This is a genomic window from Granulicella aggregans, assembly GCF_014203275.1.
GTDB lineage: Bacteria > Acidobacteriota > Terriglobia > Terriglobales > Acidobacteriaceae > Edaphobacter.
Genome location: NZ_JACHIP010000005.1, coordinates 643,538 through 664,554, shown reverse-complemented (window position 1 = coordinate 664,554; position 21,017 = coordinate 643,538). Strand labels below are relative to the sequence as shown.

General features: G+C 55.8%; 13 protein-coding genes and 1 pseudogene. 4 read left to right on the top strand and 10 right to left on the bottom strand.

The features are described from left to right. Positions 1–12: 12 nt before the first annotated feature. The 8 genes and pseudogenes from HDF16_RS19730 to HDF16_RS19700 form a co-directional block, all read right to left on the bottom strand. Positions 13–837, bottom strand: coding sequence for a carbohydrate ABC transporter permease (locus HDF16_RS19730; protein ID WP_184220610.1), 825 nt, complete (start codon positions 835–837; stop codon positions 13–15). Positions 838–839: 2 nt separating this feature from the next. Next, on the bottom strand, positions 840–1,742 hold the full coding sequence (locus HDF16_RS19725; protein ID WP_184220607.1) for a carbohydrate ABC transporter permease: 903 nt from the start codon (positions 1,740–1,742) through the stop codon (positions 840–842). Beyond that, entirely contained in the window at positions 1,739–3,043 is a 1,305-nt protein-coding gene (locus tag HDF16_RS19720) for an ABC transporter substrate-binding protein (protein WP_184220604.1), read from the bottom strand. Before HDF16_RS19720 ends, HDF16_RS19725 begins: the two co-directional genes overlap by 4 nt. A gap of 248 nt (positions 3,044–3,291) precedes the next feature. Next, a complete protein-coding gene (locus tag HDF16_RS19715; RefSeq protein ID WP_246409322.1) occupies positions 3,292–5,364 on the bottom strand; it encodes a beta-L-arabinofuranosidase domain-containing protein in 2,073 nt (690 codons plus the stop codon). A gap of 167 nt (positions 5,365–5,531) precedes the next feature. After that, positions 5,532–6,173, bottom strand: a complete 642-nt coding sequence (locus HDF16_RS19710; protein WP_184220601.1) for a response regulator — start codon at positions 6,171–6,173, stop codon at positions 5,532–5,534. Then, entirely contained in the window at positions 6,130–7,509 is a 1,380-nt protein-coding gene (locus tag HDF16_RS30760) for a histidine kinase (RefSeq protein WP_246409321.1), read from the bottom strand. The genes HDF16_RS19710 and HDF16_RS30760 overlap by 44 nt, the downstream gene beginning before the upstream one ends. 372 nt (positions 7,510–7,881) lie before the next feature. After that, positions 7,882–8,259: pseudogene (locus HDF16_RS31915) on the bottom strand (family 16 glycoside hydrolase); the annotation flags it as partial. A gap of 62 nt (positions 8,260–8,321) precedes the next feature. Beyond that, positions 8,322–9,218, bottom strand: a complete 897-nt coding sequence (locus HDF16_RS19700) for a substrate-binding domain-containing protein (protein WP_221312908.1) — start codon at positions 9,216–9,218, stop codon at positions 8,322–8,324. A 354-nt stretch (positions 9,219–9,572) separates the two neighbouring features. Here HDF16_RS19700 and HDF16_RS19695 point away from each other — a divergent pair, with 354 nt between their 5' ends. After that, positions 9,573–12,953, top strand: a complete 3,381-nt coding sequence (locus HDF16_RS19695; RefSeq protein WP_184220592.1) for a TonB-dependent receptor — start codon at positions 9,573–9,575, stop codon at positions 12,951–12,953. A gap of 302 nt (positions 12,954–13,255) precedes the next feature. Beyond that, entirely contained in the window at positions 13,256–14,530 is a 1,275-nt protein-coding gene (locus tag HDF16_RS19690; protein WP_221312906.1) for a tetratricopeptide repeat protein, read from the top strand. 1,095 nt (positions 14,531–15,625) lie between these two features. On the opposite strand, the gene HDF16_RS19685 is transcribed toward HDF16_RS19690, so the two are convergent. Together HDF16_RS19685 and HDF16_RS19680 are read right to left on the bottom strand one after the other, a co-directional pair. Then, complete coding sequence (locus HDF16_RS19685) at positions 15,626–16,273, bottom strand: trimeric intracellular cation channel family protein (protein WP_184220585.1); 648 nt, start codon at positions 16,271–16,273, stop codon at positions 15,626–15,628. Positions 16,274–17,649: 1,376 nt separating this feature from the next. Continuing rightward, positions 17,650–19,314 carry an alpha-amylase family protein gene (locus tag HDF16_RS19680; RefSeq protein WP_184220582.1) on the bottom strand — a complete coding sequence of 555 codons (1,665 nt, stop codon included), beginning with the start codon at positions 19,312–19,314 and terminating at the stop codon, positions 17,650–17,652. Between the two features lie 152 nt (positions 19,315–19,466). Here HDF16_RS19680 and HDF16_RS19675 point away from each other — a divergent pair, with 152 nt between their 5' ends. Both HDF16_RS19675 and HDF16_RS19670 read left to right on the top strand, forming a co-directional pair. Then, positions 19,467–19,835: a hypothetical protein gene (locus HDF16_RS19675; protein WP_184220579.1), complete on the top strand. Its 369-nt coding sequence runs from the start codon at positions 19,467–19,469 to the stop codon at positions 19,833–19,835. A 48-nt stretch (positions 19,836–19,883) separates the two neighbouring features. Then, positions 19,884–21,014 carry a family 43 glycosylhydrolase gene (locus HDF16_RS19670; RefSeq protein WP_348641360.1) on the top strand — a complete coding sequence of 377 codons (1,131 nt, stop codon included), beginning with the start codon at positions 19,884–19,886 and terminating at the stop codon, positions 21,012–21,014. The last annotated feature ends 3 nt before the right edge of the window (positions 21,015–21,017 follow it).

The following is a 21,017-nucleotide window of genomic DNA, read 5'->3' as shown; positions in this document are numbered from 1 at the left end:
CTGTTCGTTACCTTACTTCACCGCACCAAAAGTAAGGCCGCGAACAAGTTGTTTTTGGCTCAGCCAACCAAGAATAACAATCGGCGCAATGGCCATGGTCGACGCAGCCGAAAGCTTTGAGTAGAAGAGCCCTTCGGGGCTTGAAAAAGAAGCGACGAATGCTGTCAGTGGGGCGGCTTTTGCAGCAGTAAGGGTAAGACTCCAGAAGGCTTCGTTCCAGGCGAGGATGATTGCGAGGAGACTGGTTGAAACAATGCCAGGCATGGCGAGAGGAAGCAGCAGATCGTAGAGCTCGCGGAGCGGACTCGCGCCATCCATGCGTGCGGCTTCAAGCACTTCGCGGGGTACTTCTTTGAAGAAGGTGTAAAGCATCCACACGATGATAGGCAGGTTCAGAAGTGCGTTGATGAGGAGCAGTCCCGTGCGCGTGTCGAGCAGGTTCATCTCGCGGAAAATAAGGTAGATCGGGACAAGCACCCCGACGGAGGGCATCATCTTCGTTGAGAGCATCCAGAGTAGCGTATCGCGGGTACGTTTGGTCGGCATGAAGGCCATCGCGTACGCGCACGGAATAGCCAGGGCGAGAGCGAGAATCGTTGAGCCGATAGCCACAATCACGCTGTTGCCGGCGAAGTGAAAGTAAGTGGTTCGCTCCTGGACGGCGACATAATTCTCCAGCGTCGCACGAAACAGGATATGAGGGATGCGCGAAATTGCTTCTGTCTCAGTCTTGAAGCTGGTAAGCACCAGCCAAAGGGCCGGGAACGAAATAACGAGGGCCACAGCCCAGCCAAGCGCGGTCATCAGAAGCTTTCGGCGGAGTTTCTTTGAAGACATGGCTAGACGTCCAGGTTTCTTGCGAACGAACGCATGAGGAAGAAGGCGAGGATGTTGGCGAGAACGATTGCGACAAGGCCTGCGACAGAGGCTCCACCTATGTCGTATTCAAGCAAAGCATAGCGATAGATAAGGAAAGAGAGATTGGTGGACGCGAAGCCCGGGCCGCCCGAGGTGGTCACGTAGATCTCAGCGAAGATGCCAAGCAGGAAGATCGTTTCGATCATGACCGTGGCGGAGATTGCGCGCTCGAGATGTGGCAGCAGGATGTATCGGAAGATGTTGAACGCATTTGCCCCATCCATCCGTGCCGCCTCCTTTCGTTCAGAATCAAGTGACTGCACGGCGGTAAGCAGGGTGAGGACAGCGAAGGGAAGCCACTGCCAGGAGACAATGATGATGATGGAAGTGAGTGGGGCGACGGCAAACCAGTCAACCGGCTTCAATCCCACGGATCGCATTAGAAAAGCGAGAAACCCATAATCAGGGTGCATCATCATGTTCTTCCACAGAAGTGCGCTCACGGTCGGCATGATGAAGAACGGTGCTAGCACAAGAACGCGGGCGATGCCGCGTCCGAAAAACTCCTGATCGTAGAGGACAGCCAGCAGCGTGCCGAGACCGATGGTGATAACGAGGACTGAGCAGACCAGCAGGACAGTGTTGCCAATGGCCGATGTCAGGCTGGGATCGCTAAGGAGATACCGATAGTTGCCGACACCGTCGAAACCGGTCCTCTCAGGTTCCATCAGGTTGTAACGACGGAACGAGAACCAGATCGTCATGAGGAGCGGCACGATCGACCAGATGAACAAGGAGACGATCGCCGGCAGTCTCAGCGCTGACTGCGCAACAGTATCTCGCCAGGACACATCGTTTTCGGGTTGAATGGATGAGGCTGTCATTGATGGAGAAGTCCGGCGCGGCGCTCTACCCGTTCCGTCGCAAGTTGGGCTTTGTGAAGCGCCTCATCGACAGACATATTACCGACGAGGGCGGCTGCGATGAGTTGGCCGACCTGGTTGCCGATCGTGGGAAACGAAGGGATGACGATGCATTGAACTCCGGTGTATGGAACAGGCTTCTCAGTTGGGTGCAGTGGGTCGGCAGCCATGATAGAGCGATAGGTGAGCCCGGCAAATGGTGCTGCATCAAGATACTGTAATTGCTTATATGTCGATTCCCGCGTGCCGGGCGGGACTGTCTCCCAGCCATTCGTTTGGGCAACCAGTTGAATGTACTCCTTTGAGGTAGCCCACTCGATGAACTTCAGAGCCGCTTCGGGATGCTTTGAGGACGAGGGTATACCAAGCGCCCAAAACCAAAGCCATTGCGAGCCACGCGGGGTTGTGGCGATCGGCGCGGACGCATAGCCTACAGTGGAAGCAACCTTGGATTGTTTGGCATTGGAGAGCGAACCGGCCGCTACAGTCGCATCAATCCACATCGCACAGCGACCGTTTTCGAAGAGGGTAAGAGACTCGTTGAAACCGTTCGAGCTGCTACCCGGCGGCCCATACTTCTGCAGCAGGTCGACGTAATAACTGACGGCAGCGTGCCACTCGGGTGAGTCGAATTGAGGTCGCCATGACTCGTCAAACCACCGCCCCCCGAATGTATTAGCGACAGTGGAGATGTAACCCATATTCTCACCCCATCCGGGTTTGCCCCGAAGACAGATGCCGGACAGATCGTGCGCAGGGTCATTTAGCTTTTGAGCGAAGCGCGAGATATCGTCATACGTCGGCTGCAATGGCATCGTCAAACCGGCGCGCCGAAAGAGATCTTTGCGATAGTAGGTCATGGAACTCTCGCCGTAAAACGGCAAGGCATAAAGGTGACCCGAGTCAGAGGCTCCATCGCGCATCGGCCTCAGCAGGTCATTGAGATCGTAGCTAGAGGACAGCTTGTCTTCGAGCGGTAACAGCCAGCCACGCCGACCCCAGATCGGCGCTTCCAACGGGCCGATCGTGACAATGTCGAATTGGCCACCGTGGGCGGCAGCGTCGGTCGTCGTCTTCTCACGAAGAATCTTCTCTTCCAGAATTACCCAGTCGAGGCGAATCTCAGGATGCTGCTGCTCAAACTGCTTCGCAAGACGCTGCATGACGATCATGTCACCATTGTTGACGGTGGCGATCGTAAGAGTCGTCTGGGCGCAAGCTGAGAATACGGTCAGGAGCAGCGAGCCAAACAGTGGAAGCATTTCTCTTCGGATCAAACGTATTCCCCTCAAGTCACGCCAGCCGGGCTTGGCGCTTTCAAATGTATACTCCTCGGTCCCTATCGGAGGTCAGCTCATGCAAAATAGCCTAATAACGTTAACGACGAAATCGCGCTTTGAGAGCTTGAAGAATGTTTGGTTTACCCGTCTGATCGAAAGCCCGTGTCGATCGTGGAGACGAAGAGCGTGATTGAAGTCCAGGCCGTCCACGGTGTCTTGGACACTTCGAGTCAACTCTTAAGGTGCGGAAAAGCAGTAATTCTCAGCTTTGCTGCTCCGTAAGGGACCAGCGTAATCGTCTCCTCTGTCTCATCGCTAGTGACAGGGCTTTCCGGTACAGGATCGGCCACACCGTCCACCGCGCGCCAGGTTGACATCTTGCGAGCGGTGACCTGCAGCTTCACCGGCGTTCCGTTTAGCGCGAAGGGCGTACCGCCCACGGGATGTTCTTCAACAACCAAGCCATGCGCATTAGTTCCGTTCATCGCCAACGCGTAGTTCCACTGCGATGTGGGGAAAACTTGCCAATCAGCCGTCATGCCACGGGTGCGCAGCTTTACCCAGTCTTCCCCAATGGGATACGAGAAGACCAATGGCCCCCGCTCCACAGAGACGGAGTTTCGGAATCCTCCACGCTTGACTCGTGGCTCCATCGGAAACACCACCTCAACCGCATCCCCAGCCTTCCACACGCGATCGATCTTTGCGAATCCCGCTTGTGCCGGCGGTTGGTGCGACTGACCGTTGACTGTAATCTTGGCTTCCTTCGCCCAGGTGGGTATGCGCAACCGAAGAGGGAACTTGATCTGCGTCTCCGGATTCACGGTAATCCGAATCGATCCGCGAAAGGGATACTCCGTCTCCTCTACCATCTCGACTGGAGTATCGCCGAGCACCGTGTGCACAACGCACGGAGAGTAAGCTGCGGCTACCAGTCCGCCATCCTGCGATGCCATCCAAAGACTCGCCGCGAACTTCGGCCAGCCTTGATGGAAGTTTGCCGCACAGCAACCGAAGTTGGGCTCCAGGCCGTACAAGTTGGACTCAGGACCGTCCGTGGTCCATGGCTTCTGGTGCAGGCTTACCTCAACCTGGTTCGGCTCCTGATTATATTGATGGGCCCACATATCATCGGTAAACGTGCCCGGCAGCGCGTTGAAAGCAATCTGCTCCAGCCGATCACCCAACGATGCGTCTCCCAGGATAGCTAGCGATTGTTCCAGTGAAAACATCGTTTCTACTACAGTGCATAACTCTGAACCCTGCGAGGGATCCCTGCCCGCGAAGTGTTCGTCGCAGGAGAACATTCCGTTTGGCAGGCCATGGTATGTGTCAAGGGCAGATAGCATCTGCTCTAACCCCCGGCGGTCCGTCTCCTGACCAGAGACGACAGACCAAACCGGCGCAGCCTTCAGCGCTTGTCCGTTGTTGACCCCATGGGTTGAGAGAGCAAAATCGCCGAGACCGTCGTCCCCCTTGGACTTGATCATCTCCGGCGTGATGCGTTGTGTGTGCTTGAAGTCCGCAAAGTCTGTCTGCCAGTCAAAGCCCTGTTTATGGAGCAGTCGCGCCAATTCAATCAGCTTTGGATCGCCGTTCCGGTTATAGAGCCAGATCACCGCCAGAGCATTGTCTTGCCAGCGAAACTTGCCCCAGTCGCGCAGAGGCCGTCCAGGAAGAGCCTCGAGCTGGTGCGCGAAGTAGCGCATCAGGACAGGGATGACTCGGGGGTCACCGGTCGCTTCCTCATACTGAATCAGCGCCTTCAACATAACCATTCGCGGCCACCAGTCGTCGTTAGAAGCCGGCCCAATCATTCCGTTCGGCAGTTGATGGGTCAAAGTCCAATCGATATAGCGCTGAGCTTTCGCCTTCAGGCGGTCATCGTCCAGCAGGTACGCCAGCGGTATTAGGCCGTCCAGGAAATACGGCCCACGTTCCCAGGATTCTCCCGTCCCACCCAACCATCCGCTGTTGCTTCCAACATCATCCCAGGTCTCATCGAGATGCCCCCCGAGCCCCGTGGCTTGAATCTCCAATTGTCTGCGCAACCAGCCGGCAGGCCGGACCGATCCTAGCGGAAGCATGTCGAAGGCGTTCGGTGCCAGCGGTGTGCGGTTCTTACTTGCCTTGCGTACGTTCCGAGGCGCCTCCATCCCCGGGCCCTTGGAACTCTTGGTTTCGTTTGGGTCTTTGGCGACGGCTCGTGTTTCCATTGCGTACGCCGCCTTCTCCTGAAAGGCGACACCGGCCGCTGCACCGGCAAGGAGTTTAAGTAGGTCACGACGTTCCAGCAAGGTCATGTTTTCTCCGGCCCAATAGATTCGGCTTGACCGCCCGGCAGCTAAAACCACGCGCCCGATGCCAAGCTTTCAGCTTCAACAGTTTCTTCTTATCTGCCCCACTCGGTCTATAGATCACATGACCCACCGGCCAAACCTGCGACACGCGAGCACGTGGCGAGCAAAGCTCACTCGCCACTCGTAATCAGCCCTCGCTGAATTGCTGTGGTCGCCGCCTCCGTACGGTCCGAAACCTCGAGCTTCTCAATGATCTTCAAAACATGGTTCCGAACAGTGTTGGCACTTATTCCTAAGGCATGCCCGATCTGCTTATTGGTAGGCCCCCTAGACAGCAGCTTTAGAATCTCCAGCTCGCGTGCGGTTAGATCGGTTCGCACCATGCGCTCAGCAAGTTTCGACGCAATATGTCGAGGGATGTAACGCTTGCCGGCGTGCACCGCTCGAATCGCCTCTAGCATCTCTCGCAGGGACGTATCTTTGAGCAGATATCCCTGCGCTCCAGCCTGCACTGCGCGGTAGATGTCCTCGTCGGTTTCGTAGTTGGTGAGGATGATGACGCGGATAGTTTTGCCTGCGGCCTTCAAAGCGTGAAGCGTGTCCACGCCGCTCATGCCTGGCATGCGCAGGTCGAGTAACAGAACGTGCGGTTCACGCTCCTCGATTACCTTGAGCGCCTCTTCGCCGCTTGGCACAGAGCCGATCAGATCCAGCTCCGCTTGAGTACCTAGCATGCTTGCAAGGCCAGCCCGGACAACTAGGTGGTCATCAACGATAAGAATTCGGATCTGGCCTTCTGGTACCTGCAACATGACGTATCCGCCTCCACATATTTTTTGGGGAAAAACCAGGCCCGAACCCAGATGCTTCTCGGATGTTTAGATCGGACGAAATCCAAACTTCTGTTCCTTCGCCCAAGAGGCTCGAAATCTCAAGCGTCGCTCCGATGTTGGAAGCTCGTTTTCGCATGCTTCGAATTCCTAAACCTGGAGAGTCCTCTCTGCCAAGGAACCCGCCTCCGTCATCTAGAACCCGCAGCTGCACCAGATCCTTTTCGAAGGCAAGCCTGATATCAAGCCTGGTTGGATGGCCATGACGTACCGCGTTCGCAAGCGCCTCCAGCCCGATGTGGTATATTGCGTCGGCGACGCGCAAAGGCAGTTTAACCGGCTCCCCAGAGGAGGTCGCTTGAATCTCCACCGAACCGCCCTCCACCAGACGATCAGCACACTCTCTGAGTGACCTGAGAAGTCCATCAGGCCCGAGTTGTTCTGGGCGCAGCACAGCGATACTTCGCCGCGTCTCCTCGTGGCTGTGCCGTACAAGGTCGCTGGCGAGGTCCAACTGTTGCTGAAGCTGCGGATAGTTTTCCGGCATCCCCTCGCGAATCGCTTTCAACTGAAAGCCGATGCCCGCGAAGCTTTGGGAAAGGGTGTCGTGCATCTCATAGGCCATGCGTTCTCGCTCGTCGAGTACAGCGCGCAAACGCCAGCTCTCGGCCCGGTGGTAGAAGAAGTTGGCGACCATGGCCATCAAGAGCAGCGCCACCGCAGCAACAAACGCATGACGCGCGTTCCACCAAGGTGGCCCGGCCAGAACGAGGGCGTCGTCGCTCGAGCGCAACAGCAATGCGAACGGGACCAGATTTTGCGTATAAGCACCGTCTGAAACAGCGACTCCCCGCAAGCGCAAAATGCTTCCTGGTTTTAGCGTGCTGAACAAAGTGTCACCCCGTCCCCGGTTCATCACTGCCTGAAAGGACTGTGGTCCCGAGTCGAGATCGAAGACGAGGCTGTCGTCAGGTCCGCGCTTCTTACCCGTCAGCCGCCCCTCCACTTCGATAAAGGTGGCATCGAATTCTCCTGTTGCGACCTGTGACGCCGTTAACGACACAGGGGGCATGGGTGTGTTTTCCCATAGCACTTGCACCGTTGCCCGCTCCAATGTCGGGCTGAAGGCTTTGGCGTGCACCGTGCCCGATACCTGCACTTCGTCCCCCACCTTCAAATCCTGTGCCTTCAGTTGCTGTACCGAGATACCCCCCGTCGCGTCCTGCACAAAGAGGGCCGGCGACGCAAGCACCACAGTCCCCCGAATTGTTGCCGTAAGCGCTGCTGTCGACGGTGGAAGGCGAAGCGTGTTGATCAATTGGGCCTTAGGACCTGTAAAAAGCGGCTGTGGTCCAGTAGCTGGAAAAGATGCATACAAATCCCACGGGCTCTGAGCGCTTTTTAGACGCTTTGCGCCCAGCTTGACCTCGTGTCTCGCCGCGGCAAGCATCTCTGCAAGATCGGCCCGCGAGGCCGGATGAATGGTAACGTTGCGCCACACACCGCCAGAGGCGTACGACCGAAGACCTGCCCTCCCTTCGTGAATACAGTCTTCATCGGTGATGGCGATGGTTGTTCCTCTACCCTCTTCTGGGAGCAGAGTCGCTGTCACGGCGAACTGGCATCCATAACCAAGCAGCTTCAAGTGGTACCATCGCGCGGCCCGCACTCCTTGTTGATCCAGGTCGAACTTATCCATGACCTCTTCCCAACCGTATCCGGCTCGCCCAATCATGAGCGAATTATCCAGTGTGCGAAGACCAGCATAGTAGCCTCTGTAGGCATCCACGCCCTGTTCTTCGTCGCTGGACCGCAGCATGAGACCTGCGTCGCCCCCTAGACCCAGCAACATCACGTCCGCTTCAATCGAATAGTCCGACCACTTGTACGAGCCGGTCAGTAGCTTGGCTCCCCGTTCGTCCGAGTCGTTCCGCATCGATCCATTTGCAAGTTCCCAAGTCCCGCCAAAGGCCTTCCACTCATCCGCGGTCCCGTCTTTGAAGGAGTCACGATAGGGTAATCCACGGCTGGAGCTGCGAAGGTATGCCGCCGCCCCCCACAGGAGCAATGCAACTGAAGTAACGCTGAGGAGCAGCAACCATCTTCGTCTGCGGGCTGAGCTGCTTGCTATCAAGGTGCTTCACTCCGCTTCAGATCAGCCGCCCCTGGTCGCCATCTCGTGTAGAGCATCTCCCGCAAAACCGGGTCACGAAAATTCTGCCGCGTAACGAGTATAGGTTGGAGCATTACACTCGCCGCGAAGCGTTGGCCGCCGAGTCGAGCATGGATCAGACGAACAGCTTGATCCCCCATCTTCCGAGTATTCTGCACTATGACTGAATCAAGACTCGCATTGTCGAACGCTATAGTATCGGGGTCGAATCCTATGACTCTGACCAGCCGACTCGGGTGTTCGCTCTCAATGCTTGAAATCGCTCCGCGAGTCGAGGTCGATGTGAGTGCTACAATGACATCCAGATCTGGATTCTCTTTGAGGACCTCCTCTGCACCTTCTTGTTCATGCTCGAAGTTGAACGTCCCCATTCTGCGAACAACAATGTGTACTTTTGGATAGAGGGCCGTCAGGTTCAGCTCCAGGCTGTTGGCTCGCAGAACGACTCCCGCAATATCTGGGTTGACTCCAATAAGTGCAATCTGTCCTTGGCCATGAACTAGTTCAGCCACACGCACGGCAGCTAGCCGACCGCCCTCCTGCTCGTCATTCAAGACATAGGTAAGATTATCGCCCGCGGGAATGGGTAGCGGAGAGCCTACGATGACGATAGGAAGGCCGTTGGCCAAGGCACGGCGCACAGGCGTAATTAAGGCCAAGGAGTGGTCCGGCGCAAGCACCAGGCCACGGTGGCTCCCCAACCGAATTCGATCCACGAGGGCGATCTGGCCGTTGATATCATCTTCTCTCGTCGAGGCATTCCAGTAGATACGCTCTCCAAGCTCAGCTGCTGCTGCTTGGGCGCCCACATTCTCAGGTTCCCAAAGAATCGTTCCCGAGGTCCGAGGAACCACGGCGATACTCGCCGGCTCATTCGAGCGGCATCCTAAGACGCACAAAAGCGAGGCAAACGCGAGCAGCCCCGCTCCAGATAAACTTTGAGCCCTCAAAAGAACCATCGTCAAACTCTACCTCTTCTAAGCTTCAGTGCGCTCAATGGCGATGGATAGTCCATTTGTACTAGTTGCGGCTAAGCCCAATGGAACTTGTGGATCGAATAAACAGCTTGCTATGTTTCTCGCGGCTCCGAATACGTAGTTAAGATATCCAGCAAAAGATCTTGAGCGCTTGCGACAAGTCAAAGATGGACAAACGCTGTAACCGCTTACAGAAAACAAGTGCTATGCGACACCTTTTCACGAGGCCCTATGAATCAAGTTGCTAAAACAATCGTCAATCCGCGCCGTCCTGCTCTTGTGCTCATCGCAATCTTTCTAATTGGGGTCATCTCCGCATCCGCCCAGTTCAACAGCGCTGTTCAGGGCTCGGTCCAGGACAATACGGGTGCGACAGTATCTTCAGCGACTGTCACTCTAACCAATGTCGACAATAAAGTAGGCCAGACAGCCGCAGTCAATAGCGCCGGGGTTTACCGCTTTTCCAGCCTTTCCCCTGGAAATTATGCTATCGTCGTCTCCGCTAGCGGCTTCTCACCCACGAAAACCGCCTTTACCCTCAGCACTGCAGAAACGCGAGACGTCCCGATCATCCTATCCGTGGGGGCTGTCTCGGCACAGGTGGAGGTCTCCGCCCAACAGCCGTTGCTCGACACATCTGACAGCCGCAATCAACTCACCTTAAACACCTCCGCATTCGAGCAATTGCCGCTTGCCGCCCGTAATCCTCTTGCGCTCATCACCCTCGCCCCAGGCGTCACGGGTCTCGGTTCGGGTACTGCCACCAATTTCAATCCGGAGAATTCCGTCGACGCGAGCGCGAATGGGCGCGGCGCCAACTCCAATCAATACATCGTCGATGGTCTGGATGTCACCTCAAGCATCCGTCCTGGGGTTGTCAATCTCACCCCAAACGCCGACACCGTCCAGGAAGCTGCCGTTCAGACGAACACCTACACAGTCGATTACGGACGTGCGAGCTCGATTCAGACGGTTCTCACGACCAAGTCGGGAACTGACAGCATTCACGGATTTGCAAGCGAGTACTACACCTATCAAGGGCTTGCCGCACGCGGCGAGTATGGCCCAGCGGCGGGAACTCGCGTCGCCCCGTATCACACCAACAATCTCTCTTTCGGCGTTGGCGGCCCAGTCTTCCCGCACCATCAATTCTTTTTCTTCGCCGGCTACGAGCCCTACCTTTCACTCGCCTCGAACGGAACCTCCAACCGCACATATGAGGATCCCGCCTTTGTGGCTTTCGCCACCGCGGTCCGGCCCAATAGCCCGGAGGTCCAACTCCTGAACAAGTATCAGCCAACCGGCCTGACCTTTACCAGCGTCCAGAGCACCGCCGCTCAAGCCTTCGGGGCTGCCTGCGGCACGCCTGCCACCGATAATATCCCTTGCAGCACCCCAGTAATCGACAACGGAAACTTCAATTCCAGTTCGTTTAACAACTCCAAGCAATATAACGTTCGCCTGGATAAGTACTTCAAGAAAGACCGGGTATATGGCCTCTTCTACCGCGATACGATCAACAGCGGTGGACCCTCACCTCGCCCGGACTTTACTACAACAAGTAAGTACTTTATCTTCTCGATTCAAGGAAGCGAGACCCACACATTCTCGAACAGCCTGATCAACGAAGCTTATATGGGCTACAACCGCATTGAAGGTTTCTCTCCAGCGACAGGTGACTTCACTGTGCCTGTGGTCAACGTTACCGGGATTGGCACTAATTTTGGAGCCGGATTTGCTCTTGGCGACTTCATCCAGCACAGCTATCACTGGCGTGATGTCCTTACGTATGTCCACGGCTCCCACGCGATCAAGGCAGGATACGAGGGCTTCCATGGCGATGACATCGCCCTCTTCGCAGCAGCCTTTGCACAGCCCACCTTCCAGTTCAACAGTCTCATAGACCTAATCAATGACCAACCCTTCACTGAGGGTGGCCTCTCTTACGATCCACTCACAGGCAAGCCAAAGGCCAACAACTACGGCTACGCGCAGACGACGGGCGGGGCCTTCGTCGAAGACACCTGGAAGGTTTCAAAACGACTCACCGTGAATTACGGTTTGCGTTACGACAACTTCGGCAACGCTTACCCCTCTCTAGCGGGTACCGGCCTATCGAATCTCCATCTTGGCAGTGGGGCCAGCTTTGCTGAGCAGGTTGCCAATGCCGTCATGACGCCGCAGAGTCACGTCTTCCCCAAAGACCTGAACTACGTCTTCAGCCCGCGCGGAGGGTTTGCCTTCTCGCCCGCCGACGATAGCAAGCTCCTTATTCACGGCGGAGTTGGCCTCTTCCACGATTACTTCACTCTTGGAAACTCCGAGAATGGTCTAAGCGGAAACCCTCCCGGCTTTGCTCGGCCGACATTCCGTAACGATGGCTCTACTGCCGCGCCCATCTTTGGCTTCGGCACACAAAACACTTATCCCTTCGGCTTTCCCTATCCAGCATTTCAAGGCCAGCCGCTCGACGCTAAAGGCGGTATTGCCGGAGCACAGATCGGCGTAGCGGGCGTTGCCTCTGATTTAAAGAGCCCCTACACCGTCAACTTCAATCTTGCGTTCGATCGTCAACTGACGCCAGGATTCGTTATAAGTCTTGGCTATGCCGGTTCTCACTCAAGCAATCTGATCTCCGCAGGCGGCAACACGAACAATACCTCATACGGAAACGATGTAAATATCTTCAACGGAGACTTGATACAGCACATCAATTGCAAGATCACACCCGCGACAGATGCAACGCAGGCCTCCAGCTCTTGTTCTGGGGTCCAGACCCGGCTTAACTCTAGTTTCGGCAATATCAACTACTCCTACAACACCTCGGTTGCGAACTACAGCGGCCTCATTGCATCCGCACGTGGCCGATTTACCCGGCGCGGCTTTCTTACTGCCTCGTATACCTGGGGCCACTCGCTTGATGATTGGCAGAACTATCCCGTTGCATCTCCGACGAACCAGTTCTATGCCAACTCACCTTATGACGTCCGGCACCGTCTCTCGGTCGGGGCTTCGTATGAGCTCCCAGGCGGACAGTTTGGCAATGCCCTTGGCCGCCGTGCTCTTGGCGGGTGGACCCTAGCGGGAATCACTGTCCTCCAGACCGGAACTCCGTTTACGGTCTCGAATGGTGCGGCCTTTCAGGCGCAGTTGATCAACATAAATCTCCCGGCAACAGCCGACAACCTGCGATTTGCGCCCGGCAGCGGCGACTATAACGCAGATGGCGACAATAACGACTTCCCAAGTGTGACTTCCTACAAGCAGAGCCACAACCGTAACGCTTACCATACAGGGCTTGGAGTTTTGGGTGCTTGCCCAGGCGCCGTTCTTCCGTGTGGCGATTTTGTGCTTCCAGCCATCGGTACCCTTGGCAACGAACGTCCTAACCAGTTCCGCAATCCAGGCTATGCTGACTACGACTTCACGATAAAGAAAGTCACCTCGATCAAGGAACGTTTCAATCTCGAGCTTCGGCTCGACACCTTCAACCTCTTCAATCGAGTCAACTACCAGGGCGTTGACAGCAACGTGCAGGACGGAGCTCTCGGCCAAAGCGGAAGTACTTATCCTGCTCGGAACATGCTGCTCGGCGCGCGAATCAACTTTTGATAATTTTAGGGAGTCGGAAAAAGGGCCGCACAAGAGCGCTGGAGAGCAAAGTGTCATCGTATTCATTGAGGCAGCAGAGGTCAGCACCGTGCTCCCGGACGATCTTGGTCTTGCGATACTTCCTTCTTCTAGCGACAGCTTTGGCATTTCTTGCCCTGGACCTGTCGGTAGCAGGGGCCCAAGGAACAGCCCGGAATCGTACTGAGGTTACAGAGTTACTGAAAAAGGGGGACAATCAGAGCGCTCTCATCGCAGCCGAAAGACTTCTGAAGACCGCTCCGCACGACTGCAGTCTCCTCTCGTTGGAAGCAATTTCCCATACTGGCTTGCACCAGCCTGAACTCGCCCTTCAGAATTTCCAGAAAGCCCTGCTCTATTGCCCAGCGTATTTACCTGCTCTCGAGGGGGCAGCGCAGATCGAGTACGCGCAAGGAGCCGCAGGCACTGTTACTCTGCTTAAACGCATCCTCGCCGAACAGCCCCAAGACACCACAGCGCAAGCTATGTTCGCTACATTCCTTCGAGCTCAGGGAAAGTGCTCCGATGCACTCAGCCACTATCAGGCAAGTAGCGCACTTTTTCCGAGCCGCCCAGATGTCCTGCAAGGATATGGAGCGTGTCTCGCCAACACTGGCGACCTCAAGAATGCGCTCACCATATATCAGCAGCTCCTCATCTCGAATCCCGACCAGACGATCCGCTACAACACAGCCCTCCTGCAATGGAAGACCAATGCCGGCAGGGAGGCGCTGGCGACCCTGGCACCCCTGCTGACTGAGTCCCAACGAGTACCCGCGCTCGCGCTCGCTTCAAAGATCCACGAGGCAGAGGGCGAAACCCCCGAGGCCGTGACTCTTTTGCGCGAGGCCATCTTGAAGTCGCCCGACGACATCGACAACTACCTCGACTTTGCCACAATCGCCTTTGTTCATCAATCATTTCAGGTTGGCATCGATATCCTTGACGCCGGTCTCAAACGCCATCCCAAGGCGGCTCAACTTTACGTGGCGCGTGGGGTACTTGAGGTCCAGCTCTCCAGAAGCGATCTAGCCATAGCGGACTTTGATGAGGGGCACCGGCTGGATCCGACGCTATCTTTCGCAGTCGATGCGGTAGGGATCATGCAAAGCCAACAGCATCAGAGCGCAGAGTCGCTAGCACTTTTCGAAGCGCAAGCGAAGCAGCGCGAAGACGATCCGCTGCTCCAGTATCTCCTCGCTGAGCAGCTATCTCACGCCGAGGATGAGAAGAACGGCAGACAGCTTGCGGCAGCGATAGCCGCGGCCAAGCGGGCCGTAACCCTCGATCCAAAGTACCAGGCCGCACGTGATCTGCTTGCGGTACTCTACGTTCGATCAAACCAGCCGGCGCTCGCCATTCAGCAGGCAGAGCTGGCTCTTGCGCTTAATCCAAGCGACCAGGATGCTCTCTATCAAGAAATCATGGCGCGCCGGCGATCAGGCGAAACCGCCAAAATCCCAGCCCTGACAGCAAGGCTGATGGAAGCACGCAGCGAGAATCGGCGGAAACAGCAAAACGCCGATCGCTATCGCCTGCAGGAAGAACCGAAGCGCTAGATCTAGGATTTGAATCTTACGATGAGTTCTCCCCGTGTCCCTCCAAGGCGTTGTCAGATAACACATCGCAAGCATCTCGATGAATGAAGTTCCTTAGATCGACTTCGAGCAGCGCGTGCGTCACAAGTAATACTTAGAACCCATGGACGAAGATAGCGGCAGCGGTCGAGGTTCCAAACTCATATGGCAATGCTTGTCCGACCTATTCATTGGAGGTGCTCTCAACGCAACGCGGCAAGTTGCCGCTCGAAGATTGCCTTTTAGAGGCTGTTCACTGCTCGGCTTCCGACGCTATACGAATTGAAAAATTCAGGTCCGTTCTGTCCACGACCAGGTTTCCAGAAAACGGGGTGAGGGAAACAGAGCATTCGGATATTTTGCGAATGCTCTGCTCGGTGAAAAACTCCGTCAAAAACTCCGTCAAATTGCGTGCCGAAAGCACTCCAAAAACGTCTCTCGACTCCGACTTATGCCTAAGAAAACAAAGGCACTCCGGGCGCTACACCTGCCCTGTTAACCGAAGGGTTGTAGGTTCGAGTCCTACCTCAGGAGCCATAGAATCAATAAGTTAGCGAGCCTTGCGCTCCGTTTGAGTGAGACGCAATTTGAGCGACTTTCTCGCCGGCCACTAACATCTCATCCGTGACCACGTCCCCGTATCCTATCGTCGTACGGATATCCGTGTGGCGCATCATCTTCTGCTGAACAGCAATGATGTTCCGACCGCGTCGAGCCACGGACGATGCGTGCGCCGAAGGCGTGGCTGGAGAGATGACGGATAAGGGGCGTGGTCACTGGGCTTTCTGTGCCGCCATTTGGCCACTCTTTTGTAGCGCCAGCAACGTGAAGCATGAAGGAAACGATTTAGATACTGAACACGCAAATGATATTGGGTTCGCACCACCGCGACTACCTATCAGAAATTGCGGGTAAGAATCTGTCAGATCTGATGTCGCCTCATTCCGTTGATTTCGCTAAGTCTATTCCGAGCTCGAGGAGCTTCGCGGGGAGTGGAAACAACGGTATGGCCACGACCGCAGGGCAAGGGGAAGTGGCGACTCGTTACAGATGAAGCAATCACGCGCCTAGGGTCGACTAGCGGGCCAAGTGGGTCTTCCAGCGAAACCGCATGGTAGCGAGTCGCAGGATGAAGCTGGACGCGACTGCTAGGGCAGTGGCAGCGGTACCGAGACCCAGCCAGTGCTCCGCTGTGAGAAACACGACGCTTGCAGCAGCGGCGACGATCGCGTAGGGTTCGCCGCGCTCAAAGACCTGCGGCGTACGTCCGCTGAAGACGTCTCTGAGAGAGCCCCCGCCCACCGCGGTCGTGACGCCGAGCAGCAGGGCAGGAAGGAAGCTGAGACCTGCGGCGAGCGCACGCGCTGAGCCAGCGACGGCAAATAGCCCCAACGCTAACGCATCGACACCGACGAGCGCGCGTCGGAGCCACGCGCGTTTGTGCGAGACCGTCAGCCCAAGAGCTCCGCCTACCATTGCGACCAATAGGTAGCGTGTGTCAACTAGGGCAAGAGGAGGGCCGTGGTTGAGCAATACATCGCGAGCGACGCCTCCGCCGAGTGCAGAGATGAGCGCGAGCCCCATCACGCCGACAAAGTCGTATTGGTAGCGCTTGTTCTCTCTCGCAGCGAAGGCACCCCCAAGAGCACCTGCAAATACGCCACCGAAATCGATGACGGAAAACACGGTGGTTATCGGAATGGTCAGAAGATGAGAGACAAACATCGCCAATACTAAGGATAACCCCGACACGAAGGCGAATGAGACCGAGGTTGATCAACTCACATTAATGTCCGAGCGAATGTGTACACAACTGCTTTCAATCGGTGTGTCCCTTTGGGACGCACGCGCTAGGGTTCCCGACATATAGAGCCGAAGTTCCCGCGAGTCTGCGTTTTCCTTAGCACCGAATCGAACCTGGTGATGATCAGACTGACCATGGATGCGCGTCAAGGGAGGCTGCTCCCATTCCCTCAAGGCTCCGTCCTCGCGAACATCACAGATGACACAGAGAGATCACACTCTGTCATCCCAGAGATCTCGAGGATGTCTAAAGCCGTTGATGCATGCTCAAACCCCGACGGTATAGTGGTTGACCGGAGCCGAAACGAAACTCAACTTCGTGTTTGCGAGAAAACGGAATCGAAACCCGAACTCAAGATGTCCGAGAGAGGTGTCCTGCGGACATCAATCAGTTCCCATTCCTCATAGACGTAGAAAGTGCCACAGTGGGGGCAGAGTATGGGGTCAACTGGCGTAAGACGGTAAGTGGAAAGACATTTGCTCTTTTCGGTCTGCCCCAGACTAATGAACTCGTCGCAGACTTTGCAGCAAACCCCGTATACCGCGATCATGTTCGCTCCCAGCCACTGCTCGAATATTACGTATGACGACATGACGCGCTGAAATGTTGCCTGTTGACGACAACGCTTGCTATATAAATCGGTGTGATAGCAGCAGATCTGAACAGGCCACTCGACAGTGCAATGCGGCCAGCCTGGTGCAATCTCGGACCCTCGAAATCGACCATAGGAGACTGCCGCTTCATTCACAAAGCACCGCTCTTGTCTCTGCATGACTTTCGTTTCGTATCGCCTACTATTCGCCTATGGGCTGGGAGCGTTCATGCCAACCCGCATGCGAGAGCCGGGACACATATGTTGCTCATGCAAAGCGCTGTTGTAATCCTCGCCCGCCAAACATGGAGAACGGTCCTGTGCATATGATCCGCATGCCATCCTTCACGGGACCATCCGGTATCTTCGCTGCTCGAGCCCACTCGTCAAAGTTAATCTCTCCGGCTTCTATCTTTCTGCCCAGAGCTTTTGACATGTGGAACACGCCATCCGCGCCCTCGGCAGCTTTACGCAGGCTAGGTTCGTCGCTCAGATCGCCGATAGCCAATTCATCGGCACCACGCTTCCGCGTCGGATTAGAACTCCTGCGAGCGAATCAGCGCTCGCACTATCGCGCCACGTCTCTTGAGTTCCGGCAAGACCATACCCGCGAACCTGCCATTCGCACCGACCATCAGAACTTTCATATCAGCCTCCCTCTTTGGGCTTAGATGAGATCGTTCGGAGTGCGTCTACATCTTTAGGTCAAACTTCATCACGCTTCAACAGATAGTCCAGTCCGCAGACGCGGAACCAGCGGTATCCATAGGCTTCCATCAGGATCGTATGTCTGCCTTTTTTATTCGGTTCGCTATGGTCGCCCGATAGCAGATTTACCAGCACACAGCCTTCGCCATCGTGTTTCAAGGTCAACCGTATCTCTCGTGGCGCGCCTTCGAGATTGTGCAGGCATAAGACCGCGTTGTTGCGCCACTCGTATTCCATGGCGAGTACCGTCTTTGTCCCCGTACTCACGAAGCGGAAGTCGCCCCACCCGATCTCCGGCACCTCCTTGCGCATCCGGATCATGCGCTCCATCCAGTTCAACAACGAGTTTGGATCTCGCCGTTGATCGGCTGCGTTCACATGTTCAAAGCCATACGGTCCGTGGTCGATTACTGGAAGAATGGGGTGCTCGCTCTTCGTGAACCCGGCGTTCGGCTCGGTGGACCACTGCATTGGCGTACGGGCGCAGTTACGTTCGGGAAGACGCAGGTCGTCTCCCATGCCAATCTCGTCGCCATAACGAATGACAGGCGTTCCGGGAAGTGTCAGCATCAGGCTGTAGGCCAGTTCCAGACGTCGTCGGTCGCCGCCGAGCATAGGCGCCAGTCTTCGCCGTATCCCGCGCCCGTAGAGCTGCATCTCCGGCTGGGGTCCAAATGCGGCAAAGACAGCTTGTCTCTGCTTCTCTTCAAGTCTGCCAAGGTCCAGCTCATCATGATTGCGCAGGAACTGTCCCCACTGTGCGGTGGCCGGTCTTGGCTTGGTGTCTTTCATGGCCTCCACCAGCGGTCCGGCGTCGGCACTCGCCAAGGCATAGAAGAGATGCTGGTTGACATCGAAGTTGAACATCATCTGAAGTCGCTCGCCCGCTTCGCCGAAATACTTCATGTCCGTTCCGGGCAGCACATTCGCCTCGGCGAGGATGATCGCCTCCCCTTCGCGCCAGGTGAGGAACTGGCTGAATTCACGGAGCATATCGTACTGCTCCACGGGCTTCTCACCCACATCGGCACCTTTGCTTGCGATGACGAACGGCACGGCATCCATGCGGAAGCCGGATACGCCAAGCTGCAGCCAGAAACCCATGATCTTCAGGATCTCGGCCTGGACCTCCGGGTTTGCGGTATTGAGATCTGGCTGAAATTCGTAAAACCGATGAAAGTAATATTCGCCGGCCACGGCATCTTTGTCCCATGTCGAACGCTGCACGCCGGGAAAGACGATTCCTTTCTCGGCGTTCTTTGGCTTCTTCTTCGACCAGACGTACCAGTCGCGATACTTTGAATTTGGATTGCTGCGGGCTGCCTGAAACCACGGGTGCTGATCTGAGGTGTGATTCACCACAAGGTCGATCAAAACCCGCATGCCGCGCTGCTTGCATCCGTGGGTGAACTCGACAAAGTCGCCTAGTGTTCCATAGCGAGGATCGACGCCGTAGTAGTCTGCTACATCGTAGCCATCGTCGCGGCCCGGTGAAGGTTGAAAGGGCATCAGCCAAAGAGCCGTCACGCCGAGTCCCTGCAGGTAGTCGAGCCGCCGCATAAGCCCCTGAAAGTCGCCGATGCCATCGCCGTTCGTGTCCAGATACGTCGACACCGAGACACAGTAAATTACCGCATTCTTGTACCAAAGATCATTGATCATGCAAACCTCGTCGATTGTCCATCTCGATTGCAGTCCCCCAGGGACGGTCGCTACAACTAATTGAGAGTGCGGAACACCTTAACAAAAATGCTTGGTGAAGAAATGGTTCTTCGGAGAGAAGATTCGGTCTGATCGAGTTACGGGATCCGAAAATGGTGTCCTTCTCCGGATATCCCGTGTGGCCCGTCATCAAGCAACAAGCGTTCTCAGAGCGTAAGACGCAAGATGCCGTCATCGAGGCTGCCCGTTGCGGTAGCGGTCCTTCGTCAGAGTTGACCATAGGATGTGAAGTCGTCGGAATTCAGTTGACGGTCGCACGGCGCGGGGATTACATCCTAGTTGTGGTGGTGAAGATCGCCCAAGCGGTCATCCGCGCTGCCGGCGAGTTTCTGACGAACTCGGAGGCGATTGATTTGCTGATGCTCGCCAAAAGGTTGGGAAAAGAAGAGATCGTACTGAATACGACTGTCATCAATAAATCGCCGGACAAGGCTGATGTAGTTGCAACTTATTATTGGTAGGTCGTCAATCTTGCGGGCATACTCGCAACAAACGCTATGGAGATAGATGTGATCTTTGCTGATGAGCAGGTCGCGAGTTTACGAGGAATGGTCGATGGGCAGGCTCGTGCTGCGCAAGGGGCGGCGCATGGCGCAGGGATTGCGGTGTATTCGATCCAGCGGAGTGCGCGTAGGAGTCCTATTGCTCGTGCGGTCGCGGTCGCGATAGGCATCGGCCTGATGTACGCCGCCCTATCGGGTCCGGCAGTGGCCCAGGACGACCTGGTTCGTCCCGGTGGCGTATGGCTAGATGAGCGTGGACTGCCGATTGAGGCACATGGGGGAGGGATAATAAAAGTCGAGGCCACTTACTATTGGTTTGGCGAAGACCGCACACCCTCCAATGATCCCGACAAGCGATATGTTGCCTGCTATTCTTCACGCGATCTAGTGCATTGGAAATTTCGTAATCAGGTGCTGAAGCAAAGTGACCCGGAGCATTTGGGCACTTGGATACTCGAACGACCGAAAGTCTTTTTCAACAAGAAGACCCATAAATTTGTGATGTATATGCATCTTGACGGGCCGGGCTATAAGGTCGCGAGGGTGGCGGTAGCCGTGAGCGACACGGTCGATGGAAATTACACCTATGTCCGTAGCTTCCGTCCGTTGAACGAGGAGAGTCGCGATATTGGCCAGTTCGTCGATGATGATGGGAGCGCCTACCTGATTTTTGAGTCGCGACCAACCAAAGGCTTCTTCATCGCGAAGCTCTCAGATGATTCCATGAACGTGGAGAAGCTAGTCAGCTTCGTGCAAGCCCCACTCGAGGGCGGGGCATTGGTGCACTACAAGGGGCTCTATTACGTGATCGGATCTCACCTGACAGGTTGGGCCCCGAATCCGAACGTCTACGCAACCGCGAAGAGTCTCAATGGCCCGTGGACGGAGTTCAAGGACATTGCACCTCCTAGTGCGAATACATACGACTCCCAATCAAGCATGTTGATCAAGATCGAGGGAAGGGAAGCGACGAGCGTGATTTATGTAGGCGACCGGTGGAATCCGAAGAACCTGCCGGACAGCCGATACATCTGGATGCCTCTGCAGATTGGGAACGGTGAGATCCATTTGCCTTCGCCAAGGCCCTGGGCACTGGACATAAAGAAGGGAACCACGACGGTTACGGAAATTCACTGATCA

Coding starts and splice junctions, on each gene's coding strand:
- HDF16_RS19675 (WP_184220579.1), top strand. CDS start 19,467: ATGGTGTCCTTCTCCGGATATCCCGTGTGGCCCGTCATCAAGCAACAA.
- HDF16_RS19685 (WP_184220585.1), bottom strand. CDS start 16,273: ATGTTTGTCTCTCATCTTCTGACCATTCCGATAACCACCGTGTTTTCC.
- HDF16_RS19715 (WP_246409322.1), bottom strand. CDS start 5,364: ATGACCTTGCTGGAACGTCGTGACCTACTTAAACTCCTTGCCGGTGCA.
- HDF16_RS19680 (WP_184220582.1), bottom strand. CDS start 19,314: ATGATCAATGATCTTTGGTACAAGAATGCGGTAATTTACTGTGTCTCG.
- HDF16_RS19710 (WP_184220601.1), bottom strand. CDS start 6,173: ATGTTGCAGGTACCAGAAGGCCAGATCCGAATTCTTATCGTTGATGAC.
- HDF16_RS19720 (WP_184220604.1), bottom strand. CDS start 3,043: ATGCTTCCACTGTTTGGCTCGCTGCTCCTGACCGTATTCTCAGCTTGC.
- HDF16_RS19730 (WP_184220610.1), bottom strand. CDS start 837: ATGTCTTCAAAGAAACTCCGCCGAAAGCTTCTGATGACCGCGCTTGGC.
- HDF16_RS19695 (WP_184220592.1), top strand. CDS start 9,573: ATGAATCAAGTTGCTAAAACAATCGTCAATCCGCGCCGTCCTGCTCTT.
- HDF16_RS19725 (WP_184220607.1), bottom strand. CDS start 1,742: ATGACAGCCTCATCCATTCAACCCGAAAACGATGTGTCCTGGCGAGAT.